The 15,268-nt window shown below is 41.1% G+C and carries 13 protein-coding genes; all 13 read left to right on the top strand.

The genetic code is table 11. From position 1 onward, the window contains the following. The first annotated feature begins 2 nt into the window (after window positions 1-2). The 13 genes from H589_RS0103720 (at window position 3) to asnB (ending at window position 15,194) form a co-directional block, all read left to right on the top strand. Window positions 3-1,874, top strand: a complete 1,872-nt coding sequence (locus H589_RS0103720) for a polysaccharide biosynthesis protein (RefSeq protein WP_027720787.1) — start codon at window positions 3-5, stop codon at window positions 1,872-1,874. A gap of 74 nt (window positions 1,875-1,948) precedes the next feature. After that, window positions 1,949-2,476, top strand: a complete 528-nt coding sequence (locus tag H589_RS0103715) for a winged helix-turn-helix domain-containing protein (protein WP_027720786.1) — start codon at window positions 1,949-1,951, stop codon at window positions 2,474-2,476. A 28-nt stretch (window positions 2,477-2,504) separates the two neighbouring features. Next, window positions 2,505-3,662: a DegT/DnrJ/EryC1/StrS family aminotransferase gene (locus H589_RS0103710; RefSeq protein WP_027720785.1), complete on the top strand. Its 1,158-nt coding sequence runs from the start codon at window positions 2,505-2,507 to the stop codon at window positions 3,660-3,662. Next, the gene (locus H589_RS0103705) at window positions 3,655-4,800 is read left to right on the top strand and encodes a glycosyltransferase (RefSeq protein ID WP_027720784.1); all 1,146 of its coding nucleotides are present in this window, start codon (window positions 3,655-3,657) and stop codon (window positions 4,798-4,800) included. Before H589_RS0103710 ends, H589_RS0103705 begins: the two co-directional genes overlap by 8 nt. Further along, complete coding sequence (locus tag H589_RS0103700; protein WP_027720783.1) at window positions 4,797-5,975, top strand: glycosyltransferase; 1,179 nt, start codon at window positions 4,797-4,799, stop codon at window positions 5,973-5,975. Before H589_RS0103705 ends, H589_RS0103700 begins: the two co-directional genes overlap by 4 nt. Then, on the top strand, window positions 5,968-6,927 hold the full coding sequence (locus H589_RS0103695; RefSeq protein WP_027720782.1) for an NAD-dependent epimerase/dehydratase family protein: 960 nt from the start codon (window positions 5,968-5,970) through the stop codon (window positions 6,925-6,927). The genes H589_RS0103700 and H589_RS0103695 overlap by 8 nt, the downstream gene beginning before the upstream one ends. Before the next feature lie 33 nt (window positions 6,928-6,960). Further along, on the top strand, window positions 6,961-8,724 hold the full coding sequence (locus tag H589_RS19085; protein ID WP_051249609.1) for an ABC transporter ATP-binding protein/permease: 1,764 nt from the start codon (window positions 6,961-6,963) through the stop codon (window positions 8,722-8,724). Next, a complete protein-coding gene (locus tag H589_RS19080; RefSeq protein WP_051249608.1) occupies window positions 8,709-9,389 on the top strand; it encodes a cytidylyltransferase domain-containing protein in 681 nt (226 codons plus the stop codon). Before H589_RS19085 ends, H589_RS19080 begins: the two co-directional genes overlap by 16 nt. Before the next feature lie 3 nt (window positions 9,390-9,392). After that, window positions 9,393-10,391 carry a Gfo/Idh/MocA family protein gene (locus H589_RS0103680; RefSeq protein ID WP_027720781.1) on the top strand — a complete coding sequence of 333 codons (999 nt, stop codon included), beginning with the start codon at window positions 9,393-9,395 and terminating at the stop codon, window positions 10,389-10,391. A 9-nt stretch (window positions 10,392-10,400) separates the two neighbouring features. Next, entirely contained in the window at window positions 10,401-11,546 is a 1,146-nt protein-coding gene (locus H589_RS0103675) for a DegT/DnrJ/EryC1/StrS family aminotransferase (RefSeq protein WP_027720780.1), read from the top strand. A gap of 86 nt (window positions 11,547-11,632) precedes the next feature. Then, window positions 11,633-12,340, top strand: coding sequence for a GNAT family N-acetyltransferase (locus tag H589_RS0103670; protein ID WP_027720779.1), 708 nt, complete (start codon window positions 11,633-11,635; stop codon window positions 12,338-12,340). Window positions 12,341-12,351: 11 nt separating this feature from the next. Beyond that, complete coding sequence (locus tag H589_RS0103665; protein ID WP_035074769.1) at window positions 12,352-13,362, top strand: N-acetylneuraminate synthase family protein; 1,011 nt, start codon at window positions 12,352-12,354, stop codon at window positions 13,360-13,362. After that, window positions 13,362-15,194 (top strand): asparagine synthase (glutamine-hydrolyzing), encoded by a 1,833-nt coding sequence (gene asnB, locus H589_RS0103660; protein WP_027720777.1) that lies wholly within the window; start codon window positions 13,362-13,364, stop codon window positions 15,192-15,194. Before H589_RS0103665 ends, asnB begins: the two co-directional genes overlap by 1 nt. Window positions 15,195-15,268 lie beyond the last annotated feature (74 nt).

Here is a 15,268-nt window from a genome sequence, read left to right as displayed (position 1 = left end):
ACATGATCCACAATCTTCGCAATGCAAATTTCTATTTGATGGTCATTTTAGACCTGATAATCTTCGTAGCTGCTTTTTACGGAGCCTACCTGTTTCGCTTCGACTTCGCACTGCCGGCATATGCCAGAACCCAGTGCTTTGAGCTGCTCAAATACACTGTAATTATTAAATTTTCCGTTTTTCTAGGCCTTGGACTGTATCGGGGGATGTGGCGCTACACCAGCCTGCGTGATCTATGGCATATTCTTGAAGCAACTTTTCTACAGTCAATAATATTGGTCACTGTTGTCCTGTACAAATTCGGTTTCGGTGGTTTTTCACGCGGAATATTTATAATCGACTGGATGCTGACCGTATTTCTTTGCAGCGGTATCAGAGTTATCATCCGTTCTTTTTTTGCTTACCGGGATGGGAATGCCATACAATTTTCACCGGAAGCATGTCCTGCAGACGGAAATAATGTCTTAATTATAGGGGCAGGAAGAGCCGGTGAAAAAGTCGTCCGTGAAATAATAAGCAGCGGACAGCTTAAATACAAACCTGTTGGATTTCTGGACAATGATAAAGCTAAACGCGGAAGGACAATTCACGGAGTCCCCGTACTGGGGCAGCTGTCTGACTTACATGAATTGCTTGAAAACAAATGCGTTAACGAAATTCTTATTGCTATAGCTGAAGCTTCCGGTGAACAAATGCGTATAATTATAGAATCCTGCAAAGAAACAGGACTGCCCTATAAGATATTGCCCGCAATGGAAGAAATAATTAACGGTAAAGTAGGCATTAAAGCTTTAAGGGATGTAAGTTATCAAGACTTGCTGGGTCGCTCTCCCATTCAGCTTGATACATCACGTATCAGCAAGTCTCTGTCTGATAAAACCGTTCTGGTAACCGGGTGCGGAGGTTCTATCGGTTCTGAACTGGTACGGCAGGTGGTGCGCTTCAATCCGGCAAAGCTTATCCTTGTGGATTCCAGTGAAGCCAACCTTTACGCTATCCAGATGGAACTCCACCATGAAATTAAATTTCATAACTATGTCACTGTTCTGGGATCAGTACAGGACTTTGAACTTCTGGACAGCACATTCCAAAAATTCAAACCACATACAGTTTTTCATGCTGCTGCCTACAAACATGTTCCAATGATGGAACGTAATCCATGGCAGGCCGTACATAATAATATATGCGGTACAAAAAATGTTATGACCGCAGCAGATAAGCATGGTGTTAACCGCTTCGTCATAGTCTCCACCGATAAAGCAGTACGTCCAACCAATATAATGGGTGCATCAAAAAGAATTACAGAACTACTTATGCGCCTGTTTCATAATTCTAAAACGACTTTTATGGCTGTTCGCTTCGGTAATGTTGTCGGCTCATCAGGTTCTGTTGTACCGCTCTTCCGCAGACAGATTGAAAAAGGTGGCCCGGTAACCGTCACCCACCCCAATGTAACCCGCTATTTTATGTCCATTTCCGAGGCAGCACAGCTTATTTTACAGGCCGGAGTTATGGCTGATGGTGGTGAAATTTTTATTCTTGAAATGGGACTGCCAGTTAAAATTGCCGACATGGCCCGTGACCTTATCCGCCTTTCCGGAAAGGAACCGGACAAAGATATTGAGATTGTTTTCACCGGACTTAGAGAAGGTGAAAAACTATACGAAGAACTCATCACTGAAGGCGAAAATATCGTCCGAACAGAGCATGACAAAATAATGGTTCTCAAAGCTTTTGAGGAGAACTACCAAGAATACTCTTTTAAGCTGAAAGAAAAGCTCTCCAGAATGACTGCAGCCGCTGATAAATTTGATGCAAAGAAGGTCCGCGAACTGCTTCACGAAACTGTTCCTGAATTTGATGAAGAAGGATAGGCAGCTATTTAATTTTTCTAATCAGCATGATGCACATTGACAGTTTGTTCAGAATAACCTAACAAACTCTCATCATGCTAAAGGAACTATTCACATCAAAAACTCGTATTAAGCTGCTGCTGAAACTCTTCCTCAACCCGGATGTTTCATCCTATTTACGGGAACTTGCAGCCGAATTCGATGTTTCACCAAACGCTATGAAAGAAGAATTGGACGGGCTTAGTGAGGCAGGCTACCTTAACAAAAAAAAGGAAGGCCGCTACATCTATTACAACGCCAATTCAACCCATCCCTTTTTCCCTGAAATAAGTTCCATTGTACGAAAATACATAGGTATCGACCAAATTCTTGAGTACATTCTCTCAACCATCGGAGATGTAGACTCTGTATATATCCTTGATGATTATGCAAAGGGAATAGACTCAGGAATCATTGATGTCCTTATCATCGGAGATGAAACTAATGCGGAACGAATCGGTGAGCTTTGTTCTAAGGCAGAAGAAGCCATAAAGCGCAAAATAAGATTTATGATTCTCAACACTGACGAGTTTAAAAAGACAAGTAATATATATTTAAGACGACCTAACTGGAAGGTTGTCTAATCTAGTTTTAAAATGGAGAAATAATCTCATGAATATCCCTTTTATTGACCTAAAAACACAGTTTTCCCGAGTAGAAGAACAGGTTCGCAAAAACATGGATGCAGTGCTCGAACATGGAGCATACATCATGGGACCTGAAATACCGGCTCTTGAAGAAAAACTGGCAGACTATTGCGGCACCAAGTATGCTCTTGGTTGTGCATCCGGAACAGATGCATTGACTCTGGCACTTATGTCACTTGACATTAAACCGGGCGATGCCGTTTTCACAACACCATTCACCTTTTTTGCTACTGCTGAAACAATTGCCCTCCTCGGTGCGACTCCTGTATTCGTCGATATTGATCCGGTAACGTTCAACATTGATCCTGAAAAGCTTGATAAAACCATTGAAGCAATGAAAGGCGCAGAGAACGGCTGCCCGCTACCGAAAGTAGACGGACTTACTCCTAAGGGTATTATCTCAGTTGATATCTTCGGACTCCCCGCTGACTTTGATGCGATCAAAGCTGTTGCAGACAAACATGATCTCTTCCTTATTGAAGATGCTGCACAGAGCTTCGGCGGAGAATACAAAGGCAAGAAGGCAGGTTCGCTCGGTAAAATTGCCTGCACATCCTTCTTCCCCGCAAAACCTCTCGGATGTTACGGCGATGGCGGTATGTGCTTTACCGATGATGAAAAACTGATTGAGCGCCTTCGCTCTCACCGTGTGCATGGACAGGGCCCTGACAGATATGACAATGTCCGCCTTGGTATCACTGGACGCCTCGACAGCCTTCAGGCTGCAGCATTATTAGCTAAATTTGAAATATTCCCTGAAGAAGTAGAACTGCGTGACAAAGTTGCTGCTACCTACGCTGAACTCCTTGCAGATATTGATGGTCTGACCGCTCCTTCTGCTCCTGAAGGATACCGTTCCGTATGGGCACAGTATTGCTCTCTTGCAAAAGACGGCGAGCATCGTAAACGTATCCAGGATGCTCTTGCTGCCAAAAAAATTGCTTCTCCGATCTACTACCCAATTCCTCTGCACCTGCAGACAGCTTTTAAAGATTTGGGATACACCGCTGGTGACTGCCCAGTAAGTGAAAATGCTGCAAGCCGTATCTTTGCAATTCCCATGCATCCTTACCTTGAAAAGGACCAGCAGAAATATATCGCAGACATTATCAGAAATGCCTAAAACTCTCTTAGTCATCATAACAGATCGCCTTTCTCAAATTATTGAGAAAGGCGAACTTATTGACCGCTACTATAACCCAGGCGGGGTCTTCGATGATGTTCACATCATGATGACCAATGATGACCAGCCAGATCTGAAAGAACTACAGAGAACAGTAGGCGATGCAAAATTGACGATCCACAATCTTCCCACAGGTCTGCGGCTTTTGGGTACAACTCTGTGGCGCCCGTTCTTGCTGCGTAGATGGGCTGGAAAAGCTGTAATACTTGCAAACGAAATCAAACCACAAATGGTCCGGTGCTACGGAAACTTCCTTAACGCTTATGCTGGAGCAAGAATTAAGGAGAAACTGGGCATACCTCTTTATATCTCACTGCACACCCAGCCGGATGAAACCAGAGCTAATGCAGCAGTAGATTTCAAAACCCAAATTTTCTACGCACTCTCAAAGAGTATTGAGAAATATTCTTTAAAGAATGCAGATAAAGTAAGCTGTGTTTATGGGTCTATTAAGAAATATGCTCTCAGCAAAGGAGCAAGTACTCCTGTTGTGGCGTATAACGTTATTAACCCACAAAATATTGTTCGGAAAAAAGACTATTCATGCGCCGGACCCTTAAAAATTTTATATGTAGGAAGAGTTATCCCTGCTAAAAATCCTGAAAATATTATAATGGCATTAGCTGACCAGAAAGCCGAGCTGACTGTAATCGGAACAGGGACTAAGATTCCTGCGATTAAAGAACTGGTAAAAGAGCTCGGCATACAAAGTAAAGTTAAGTTTATTCAAGCAATGCCTAATGACGAGATATGCAGGACAATGCATGCCTATGATCTTTTCGCAGGTCATTCTCAATACAGTGAAATACCCAAGACAGTGCTCGAGGCTTCACTATGCGGATTGCCCATCCTTTTCAATTCACGTAAAGGAAGCCAAGTCCCTGAATTTGAAAATGATATAGTAAAATTAGTAGATGATTCAGTTGCTGGATATCAAGCAGGAATTAATTTTTTTCTAAGCGAATCCAACCGCAAAGAGTACGGGCTGAAAGCTACTGATTATGCAGTTAAAAATTGGGAACCTGAATATGCTGAATCTATTTTTTCCAACATTCACAAAGAGTTGATAAATATATGAAAAAATCAATTCTTTTTATAGCATATGACTTCCCTCCAATCCTCTCCCCTGAGTCAATTCAAGTTCAGCGTAGAGCCCTTGCACTGGCTGCTAACGGGCACCGCGTGCACGTTCTTACTGCATGCGAGAGTCCTGATTTTGAATTTGTAGATTCATCACTATCCAAAGATCATGAAAACCTGACCGTTCAAAGAGTGGATAGACTGCCTGCGGAAAAAATGCTGCACTATATCTGTGGAGGGCTTGAAATTACCGACCGCAAATTCTGGTGGAAATTTCCAGCAGCCAAAAAGGCCCTTAATATTATATCTGAATTTAATATAAAAAATATATACACCCACTCCACTCCTTTGGTTAACCATCTGGCAGGATTGGCGGTAAAAGCTGTAAACCCTGATATTCACTGGACTGCCCACTTTTCTGATCCATGGACTCTTAACCCGTATATTTCCTATAGAACTGTAGTTCAAAAAAAGATCAATAAAATCTATGAGCGCTCAGTTATCACAAAATGTGATGTTATCACTGTTACATCAGAAAAAACACGAACTCTATTTGCTACCGGACTTAATGCAGATAAGGATAAGGTTAAAGTTCTGCCCCATGTATTTGACTCTGCACTCTATACTCATAGAAAAAATGAGCCTGCCAAAAAGATTATTGCCCACACAGGCAATATTTATGGGCTGCGCTCAATAGCACCATTGATAGATGCTGTTGAGAAAGTTCAGCCTGAAAATCTTGAATTCCATTTCTATGGACGAATGAAAGAGGAAGAAAGGAAACTGGCTGAAGAAAAATGTCCGGGTCTGATCAGGATTATTGAACCGATACCATACCTCGATTCCATTAAAGTCCTCTCAGAAGCAGATATTCTTATGGTTATTGACGCTCCTTTGAAGGACTCACCTTTCTTTCCCTCAAAGCTCGCTGATTATATCGGAGCAGGAAAACCAATCGCTGCACTGACTCCGCTTTCATCAACTACAACGGATATAATACGCAGCATTCAAAAAGACATGCTTATTGCAAACAGTGCCGATGTTTCGTCAATAAAAGCATTGCTTAGACGATTGGATAAAGTAGATTCGACCATTCTTTTAGAAGATGGAAGAAAATTATACGACATGAATAACAGCTACGAAAATATTTGCGAGGCACTCATAAATGAATAATGCCAAAATTCTTGTAACCGGCGGTGCCGGTGCCATCGGACTTAATTTTATCGAAAGAATGCTTAAAGCCGGTGCCGGCAAAATCATGGTTATTGATAACCTTTCCTCTGGATACAAAAATTATCTCCCCGATGATGGACGTATAATTTTCGTTAAAGCCGATATAGGCGAGATTGATTCTTACCGCAAAGAAATGGAGCAGTTCAAGCCGGACTACGTATTCCATCTGGCTGCACATTTTGCTAACCAGAACTCAGTAGAGCACCCCTTTAATGATGTTCAGGCCAATATCATCGGGACCATGAATCTACTTGAAATCTGCAAAGAAAATACTGAACTTAAAAAATTTGTCTATACTTCTTCATCATGTGTTTACGGAAATGCCGAACTCATGAGTGAGGATGATTTTATTTATCCATATGAAACTCCATATGCGATCAACAAGTATACTGCTGAACTGTATGTAAAATATTACGCATCGATGTATGCAATACCATCTGTATCGATCAGAGTTTTCAACACTTATGGACCCTATGAGCCACATGGGGCGTACCGTAACGTAATCCCTAATTTTATTGTACGGGCCATAAAAGGTGAGCCCCTTTTTATTACCGGAGACGGTACTGAAACCCGTGATTTTACATTTGTAGGCAATACCGCCCAGATACTGACCCTCGCGGCTCTTTCAGATGTTGTTGACGGAGACATTTTCAACGGCGGAACAGGTAAGCCGACTCAAATTGTTGATCTGGCAAAAATGATTATTGAATTTACCGGATCTTCATCGGAAATAGTATTCAAAGAAAGAAGAAATTGGGACGCTGTAAAAGATCGCCTTTCCGATATCAGCAAATCAAAATCAGTACTGAAATACGAACCTGAAGTGCCACTTGAAGAAGGCCTTAAAAAGACAGTCGATTGGTATGTAAATACTTATGAAATTGAAGATTAGAATATACAAAAGCTAAAGGACAAATAAGCCATCATGATCACGAAGATCAAAGCACTGATTACCAAAGCCCAGAAAAGAAAAATGTTGGGACTGGTCTTTCTCTCTATTCTGATCTCCGGGATAGAAACAGTAGGAATATCTGCAATTCTTCCTTTCATTTCAGTTGCCAATGATTTCTCATTGGTAACTACAAACGAATATTACCATTTTGCATACAACCTACTCAGCTTTACTGATATCAAATCATTTGTACTAACCTTTGGTTTTTTACTCATCGGCTTTTATATTGCACGGGGAATATTCAACCTTAGCTTTATTTACCTCATACAAAAGTTTTCTCAGGAAATCTTTCTATCACTGGCCACACGTTTATTCAGCAACTATGTTCATATCAAATATCAGGACATGACAACCAGAAACAGTTCTGATCTTTCCAAAAAACTTATTTCAGAAACAAGTTATGCAGCCAGTTTCTTCTACTCTTTATTACTGCTGCTATCTGAAGTTTTTGTATCATCTTTTCTTTATATAGCTCTGCTCGTTGTTAACTACAAGGTAACTCTTGTTATTACAGCTTTTCTGGGAGTCATGGTCCTTTTTTTGGTAAAGATAGTCTCTTCTCTTATTAAGAAAGAAGGTCTTAAACGCAATCACTATCAAGAGATTTACTATCGAACAATCAGCGAGACACTAGGAAATCTTAAATTTATTAAACTTCTTGCAGGAGAAAAAACTGCAGTAGAAGCACTGAACAAATCAGGACAGGGTTATATAAACGCTTTGGTTCTGAACAGTACCTACAATACTGTACCACGCCTTTCACTGGAAAGTGTCGGTTTTTCAATGCTAATCGCAGCCTTAATTTATGCCATTGTAGACGGAGAGAATATCACCTCCATTATCCCGTTAATCTCTTTATTTGCGCTGGCTATGTATCGATTACTTCCGTCTGTTAACAGAATTTTGAGTAGTTACAACAACATGGTATACTATACAAAAACACTTGATCTCTTATATGAAGATTACAATATAGATACTCAGGACCTCGGCAGTGAACCTCTCAATTTTAAAAACGATATTAATATAAAAAACCTTACTTTCGGATACACTGACGAACCTGTACTCGAAAACATTTCCCTGAATATTAAAAAAGGTGAAAAGATTGCTCTTATAGGTGAAAGCGGCGCTGGGAAAAGTACCCTCGCAGATATTATTATCGGTATGTATACATCATATTCAGGTGATATTTTCATTGACGACAAACACCTCAGCGAAGAAAATCTACTCTCATGGCGCAGCCGGATAGGATATATTCCACAATCAATTTATCTATTTGATTCTACAGCAGAAAAAAATGTTGTTTTTGGCCGTCACTATGATCAGGAAAAAGCACAAGAATCCCTTGAAAAAGCAGAAATCATGAGTTTTCTGGATACTCAGAAAGGCCTTGATACCATGGTTGGCGAGAACGGCATGCAGCTTTCTGGTGGGCAAAAGCAACGCATAGGAATCGCTCGAGCCATATACGGAAACCCAGATGTGTATATTCTTGATGAAGCGACTTCTGCTCTGGACAAAAATACTGAATCCAAAATAATGGATCAGATTTTTGAAGTAAGTCAGGGCAAAACACTTATCATAATTGCTCACCGTCTCTCTACCATTCAAAGATGTGACAAGGTATACCGTATTGAGAACAAAGGTCTCAGCCAGATAGATATGGCAAATATTGAAGAAAATTCTCTTAAGGATCTCGAAAAAAAAGAACAGGAGACAGCTGAATGCGAATCGGTATAATCGTTCAGGCAAGAATGAGCTCCAGCAGACTCCCTGGTAAAATGATGAAAAAAGCCGATGGCAAACCATTAATCTGGTATGTCATGTCCAGTCTTGAAAAATGCTCTCAAGTTGATGAACTGATTCTCTCTACATCTACCCTCGAATCAGATGCGCCCTTAGCCGAATATGCAGCACAAAGCGGCTATCCGGTTTACAGAGGGTCACTTGAAAATGTCTCAGGACGTTTTCTTGAAACAATTGACAAATTTTCACTGACTGCTTTTGTAAGAATCTGCGGTGACAGCCCCCTGATTGATTATCGCCTGGTGGATGAAGCTGTTGAAATATTTAAATCCGGAGATTACGATATTGTCTCTAACGTAATCAAAAGAAGCTACCCGAAGGGACAGTCTGTAGAAGTTGTCTCAGCAAATGCGTACAAAAAAATGACAGAATGCGGAATGGATGAACATGAGCAGGAACATGTGACAGTCAAACTATACCGCAATATCGATTCACTCAAATCATACAGTATGGAATCAAATCCTAATTACGGTGAAATCCAGCTCTCAGTAGATACAGCAAAGGACTTTCTTTCCTTTGAAAAAATGGTTCACATGATGAATAAGCCACATTTTGAATATGGCTGGCAAGAAAAAATGGCCCTTCTGGGTAAAGGATAATCAATGCTTAAAGTTGGTGTAATAGGCCTTGGTGTAGGCGAAGCCCACGTAAAAAACTTTGCAGCAAATGAGCATTGTGAAGTTGTTTCAATCTGTGACTTCAACACCGATAAACTTAATAAAGTTTCCGAAACTGTCCCCGAAGCACGACTATACACTGATGCGGATAAACTGCTTGATGAAAATCTGGATATTGCGGTTATTGCAGGTTTTGACGATACCCACTACCCTCAGATAATGAAGGCTTTTGACCGTAATATGCATGTGTTTGCTGAAAAGCCCATGTGTCTTTTTGAAAATGAGGCAATGGATATCAGGAAAAAACTGGATGAAAGCGGTAATTTTTTAAGCTCAAACCTCTGCCTGCGCACAGCACCGTTATTTATAAGTGTAAAAGAGGCAGTGCAAAATGGGAAAATGGGACGGATCTTCCACATGGAAGGGGACTATCTATGGGGCCGCCTGCATAAGATGAATGGCGGATGGCGCAGCAAAATGGACTTTTTCTCCATCGTATATGGTGCAGCAGTACACATGATTGATATTTTGATGTGGATTTATGGAGAAAAACCTGTAGAAGTCTTTGCATACGGCAATAATATAGGTGGACAGGATGTTAAATTTCCTTTTGACGACTTTGCTGTAATCCTGCTCAAATTCAAAAACGGACTTACTGCCAAAATTACTGCTAATGGAGGATGTGCCCATCCCCATTATCACAAAGTTGAAATTTTCGGGACAGAGTCCACATTCAGCCATTCCCCGCTTGGCAGCGTATGGACTGAGTCACGCGAGCACGATGCTCCATTACGCAAAGCTGTAAATGGTTATCCAGCCCGTGAAGAACGCTGGAAAGTAATTTCCACATATGTGGACTCGATTTTAAATGATAAAGAAATGTCGCTTATTAGCGGCGATGATGTTTTTGATACGATGTCTGTTTGTTTTGCCGTTGAACGCTCATTGCAATCCGGTAAAGCTGAAACCGTTAAATATTTATAAGGATTAGTCATGAGAAAAATTCTTTTCGGGCGCCCAATTATAGGTGATGAAGAACGCAATGCCGTTCAAAAAGTTTTGCAGGGAACCATGCTGGTTCATGGCCCTATTGCAAAAGAATTTGAAGCTGACTTTGCATCTTACACAGGCGCTAATGCTGCCGTATCTGTATCTTCATGCACAGCAGGTCTGCACCTTTGCTATTTTGATATGGGTCTTAAAGCTGGCGATGAAGTTATTGTTCCTGCACAGACTCACGTTGCAACAGCCCACGCTGTTGAACTTTGCGGTGCTAAACCTGTATTTGTTGATGCTGAAATTAAAAGCGGAAACATCGACATTGATAAAATTGAAGAACGCATTACCTCGCGTACAAAAGCTATCAGTGTCGTCCACTTTCTCGGTCTGCCCGTAGCTATGGATAAAGTCTGTGCCATTGCAGAAAAACACGGTCTGAAAGTAATTGAAGATTGTGCTCTTGCCATTGGCGGACGCTATAAAGGCCGCCATGTAGGTCTTTGGGGCGATGCCGGAGCGTACTCATTCTACCCGGTCAAGCATATCACAACGGCTGAAGGCGGCGTTGTCATTACTAAACATGAAGACCTCGCCAAACGCCTGGTCCATAAAAAAGCATTCGGTGTAGACCGTAATGTAACTGAGCGCAAAGAACCGGGTATCTACGATGTTACCGATCTCGGATTCAACTACCGGATGAATGAATTGCAGGCTGCCATCGGTATAGAGCAGATGAAACGCATTGACGGTTTTCTAGAAAAAAGAAAAGCCAACTTCGAAGCTCTGTATGCAGGACTTGAAGGAGTTGAAGGAATCACTCTTTTTGAAAAAGCAGGTGAAGACTTTACCAACAGCTATTACTGCTTCAGCATGATTCTGAACGAAGATATCCGTCAGGACCGCTCTAAGTTGGTTAAATTCATAAATGATCAGGGTGTAGGCACAAGTGTTTACTATCCAAGCCCTGTACCATACTTCACATATTACAAAGAAAAATACCCTGTAACAGGTGACGAATTCCCTGTTGCAAGCGCAATCAGCTATGGTTCAATAGCACTGCCGGTTGCTCCTCATCTTGATATTGAAGATATGGAATATATTGTTGAAGTCGTTAAAAAAGGCCTCAAAGAAGTATTCTAAATTATTAGATAGAACTAATCATAAGCTGCGCCTGTTTTTTTGCAGGCGCAGCTTTTTAGCATAAACAATAAAGATAGAGGTACACCATGTTGAAGCACGACAAATGGATTTCAGAAAAACTCGGCGTTGAATGCTATAAACTTACTTCTGTTGCAGAACTTATGGATTCTAAAACAATCCTGCAGCAACTCAACGAGTATGGTTTTATATACGGACTTACAGCAACAGACGATGTTGAGGAATTACATTTTCTTGAAAAACACGGCTTTAATCTGGTAGATACCAGAATTTCATTTGAAAAAAAGGCCGTAAAAAAAATAGACTCTATTCCGAATGAGCTGATTCTGAGACATGCTCTCCCTGCTGATGAAGATGAAGTCTGTGCAATTGCTCAAAAAAATTTTCTATACACGAGATTTCATTTAGACCCGCTGATTCCAAACTCCATTGCTAACGAGATCAAGCGGGAATGGATTGCAAATTATTTCAGGAACAAGCGTGGTGACGACATGCTTATTGCCGAAAAAAATGGCAAGGTAGCCGGTTTTCTGAGCATTATCCATGACAGTGACAACAAAAAAGCAATCATAGATCTGGTCTGCGTTTCAAAAGCCTTTCAGAAACAGGGCATAGGGCAATCGCTGCTCAGCTACTTTGAAAATGAATATCTTGGACATACCCTCAATGTTGGGACACAAATTGCGAATATTGCATCTATGCGTTGCTATAGTGCAGCAGATTTTATGCCCTTTGAAACAAAATATATAGTTCACCGTCACGCGGACCGATCCTAGGAGACTTACGCATGAAAATTTCAAATTTTGATACTGACAAAAAAATCTTCATCATTGCTGAAATCGGCAATAATCATGAAGGGGACTTTGAGCTGGCCAAAAACATGGTCATCAAGGCTGTCGCTGCTGGCGCTGATGCAGTTAAATTTCAGACCATCGTTCCATGTGAACTGGTCTCTTCTGATCAACTAGAAAGACTGGCTATGCTTGAAAAATTCCAATTTTCCTACGAGCAGTTTGCTGAACTTTCCGCTTTAGCTAAAAAGGAAGGAGCACTGTTCATGTCCTCTCCTTTTGATGAAATAACAGTTAGAGAATTAAACAAGTTTGTTCCGGCCTTTAAAGTGGCTTCCTGCGATGTGACCTTCTACCCGTTATTAAAAGAAATTGCTGCAACAGGAAAACCGATCATAATGTCTACAGGCGCGGCAAGTGAAGAAGAAGTGTTGAATTCCTGCAAATATATAGAATCCTGCTGGGAAAAAGCCGGCATTAAATCTCCCGGACTCGCTTTGCTGCACTGTGTATCCAGCTATCCTACTCCTGTAAATGAAGCCAACTTAAAAGCTGTATCCACACTTGCAAAAACAGGGTATGTCGCCGGATATTCAGATCATACTCTCGGCATTGATGCTGCTGTATTGAGCATCGGCCTTGGGGCCAGAATCATTGAAAAACATTTTACTGTTGATAAAAACTATTCTGAATTCAGAGACCACCAGCTTTCCGCTGATCCAAATGAATTCAAACTCATGGTTGAAAAAATACGTTCAGCAGAAGCACTGCTCGGTTCCGGTGATATTACTGTCGCCAACTGTGAATCAGGTAACCGCGTCCTTATCAGACGTTCCGCTGCTGCCCGTGGAAATATTGCCGAAGGCTCTATAGTTGAATCTGACAATATTCGTTGGGTACGCCCTGGTACTGGTATCACCCCGGACAAATCAGCAATGATTATTGGACGAAAAGCTACTCGTAATCTTATTGACGGCGAATTGTTCAAAACCGAGGATGTTATCTAATGTGTGGGATCGCAGGTTATATCGGCAGAGAAATTATTTCTAAACGACGCATGGACCATTGCCTTTCAGTTATGGACCGGCGCGGCCCGGACGGGACAGGAACTTATAGTCATTCCTTTGGCAAAGACCGTCATGTCTGCCTGCTGCACTCACGCCTTTCTATTATTGATCTTGATATGCGCTCTGCCCAGCCGTTTAAAATTGGACAGGATATACTGACTTTCAACGGAGAGCTTTATAACTACAAAGAACTTTCTAAATCCCTAGAACAAAATGGATTCAATCCAAAAACAGAAAGCGATACAGAAATTTTGCTGGCTCAACTCAGCATTAATGGCATGGAAAGCATCGATGCCTGCGAAGGCATGTGGGCATTCGCTAAGTATAATGAACGCAGTGGTGAGTTAATCCTTTGTCGTGATCGATTTGGGGAAAAGCCTCTTTATATTTATGACAATGGACAAGGTATCTTCTTTGCCTCAGAAGTAAAATTCATCACGGCCCTTTCCGGACGAGAATTTAAAGCTGATATCACTCATATCCAACGTTTTTTGGTTAATGGCTATAAATCTCTATATAAAAGTGGCAAGTGCTTCTACGAAGACATTACAGAGCTTTCTCCGGCCTCTTTTATGAGAATTGACACAGCAGGTCAAAAAAACATTAAAAGCTACTGGAAACCACAATTCACCCCAAATGAGACTATGACGTACGAGGAAGCAGTATCCACTACTCGTGAGAAGTTAATAAACTCAGTTAAACTGCGCTTGCGTGCTGACGTGCCACTTGCTTTTTGTATGAGCGGAGGAGTTGACTCTAATTCTTTGATCAGCATCGCAAAAAAAGAACTTAATTATGATGTTCACGGCTTCACAATTGTAAGTAAAGATGCTCGCTACGCCGAAGAAGAGCTTGTTAATGAAGTTAAAAAAACTCTGGGCGTTAAACATACAGCCATCCCCTTATGTACTGATGGATTCCTGGAAGGCATGCGCAATCTGGTCAGGTACCACGATGCTCCTATTTATACGATCTCGTACTATGTACATGGCCTCTTAATGAAGGCGATCGCAGGTAATGGATACAAGGTTTCAATAAGCGGAACTGCCGCCGATGAAATATTTTCCGGATACTATGACCATTACAGCCTGCATATAGCTCAGATGTATATAGAAAATGCGAAGCATGGGCTTTATGAAGAAACTCTTAAAAACTGGGAACGGCACATAAAGCCAATTGTGCGCAACCCGGTTCTTCAGGACCCTCTAGTTTTCGTGAATAATGAAAACGAACGGACTCACATCTATCTTAACAACGATGTTTTTGCCCAATTTTTAAAAGATGATTTTTCAGAAGAATTCAGTGAGCAAAAATACTGTGCAGATACAATGCGAAGCAGAATGCTTAATGAACTTTGTTATGAAGCTATTCCTGTGATCCTGCATGAAGATGACATGAACGCCATGTACCGTTCAATTGAAAACCGGTCACCGTTTTTAGACCGCAATCTGGTAGACTTCTGCAATACAATTCCTACCAGACATCTAATCCGTGACGGATATAATAAAAAAGTACTGCGCGATGCTATGAAAGGCATAGTCCCCGATTCCATTATCGAATGCAGGCGTAAAGTTGGCTTTAACGCTTCAATCCTTGAACTACTAGATGTTAAAAATAAGGCTGTACGCGAACAATTGCTCGATGACAGCCCAATCTTCGACGTAATCAAAAAGGAGAAAATTGAAAGACTACTTCAGGAAGAAACTTTATCCAACAGCTACAGTAAATTTCTGTTCTCTTTTTTGAGTTGTAAGATGTTTTTGGAGGAGTAAGCATGAACATTAATATCTTTTCAAAATTTTAATTTTAATTTATAGATCCGCTAACCATTTTATTTTTATATTAA

The organism is Maridesulfovibrio zosterae DSM 11974 (assembly GCF_000425265.1).
Lineage (GTDB): Bacteria > Desulfobacterota > Desulfovibrionia > Desulfovibrionales > Desulfovibrionaceae > Maridesulfovibrio > Maridesulfovibrio zosterae.
The sequence above is the reverse complement of the archived record's forward strand: the minus strand, read 5'-3'. Positions and strand labels throughout refer to the sequence as shown.

Excerpts from the sequence above, each read along its gene's own strand:
- H589_RS0103695 (WP_027720782.1), top strand. The coding sequence starts at position 5,968 with ATGAATAATGCCAAAATTCTTGTAACCGGCGGTGCCGGTGCCATCGGA.
- H589_RS0103700 (WP_027720783.1), top strand. The coding sequence starts at position 4,797 with ATGAAAAAATCAATTCTTTTTATAGCATATGACTTCCCTCCAATCCTC.
- H589_RS0103665 (WP_035074769.1), top strand. The coding sequence starts at position 12,352 with ATGAAAATTTCAAATTTTGATACTGACAAAAAAATCTTCATCATTGCT.
- H589_RS0103705 (WP_027720784.1), top strand. The coding sequence starts at position 3,655 with ATGCCTAAAACTCTCTTAGTCATCATAACAGATCGCCTTTCTCAAATT.
- H589_RS0103675 (WP_027720780.1), top strand. The coding sequence starts at position 10,401 with ATGAGAAAAATTCTTTTCGGGCGCCCAATTATAGGTGATGAAGAACGC.
- H589_RS0103710 (WP_027720785.1), top strand. The coding sequence starts at position 2,505 with ATGAATATCCCTTTTATTGACCTAAAAACACAGTTTTCCCGAGTAGAA.
- H589_RS0103715 (WP_027720786.1), top strand. The coding sequence starts at position 1,949 with ATGCTAAAGGAACTATTCACATCAAAAACTCGTATTAAGCTGCTGCTG.
- H589_RS0103720 (WP_027720787.1), top strand. The coding sequence starts at position 3 with ATGATCCACAATCTTCGCAATGCAAATTTCTATTTGATGGTCATTTTA.
- H589_RS19080 (WP_051249608.1), top strand. The coding sequence starts at position 8,709 with ATGCGAATCGGTATAATCGTTCAGGCAAGAATGAGCTCCAGCAGACTC.
- H589_RS19085 (WP_051249609.1), top strand. The coding sequence starts at position 6,961 with ATGATCACGAAGATCAAAGCACTGATTACCAAAGCCCAGAAAAGAAAA.
- H589_RS0103670 (WP_027720779.1), top strand. The coding sequence starts at position 11,633 with ATGTTGAAGCACGACAAATGGATTTCAGAAAAACTCGGCGTTGAATGC.
- asnB (WP_027720777.1), top strand. The coding sequence starts at position 13,362 with ATGTGTGGGATCGCAGGTTATATCGGCAGAGAAATTATTTCTAAACGA.
- H589_RS0103680 (WP_027720781.1), top strand. The coding sequence starts at position 9,393 with ATGCTTAAAGTTGGTGTAATAGGCCTTGGTGTAGGCGAAGCCCACGTA.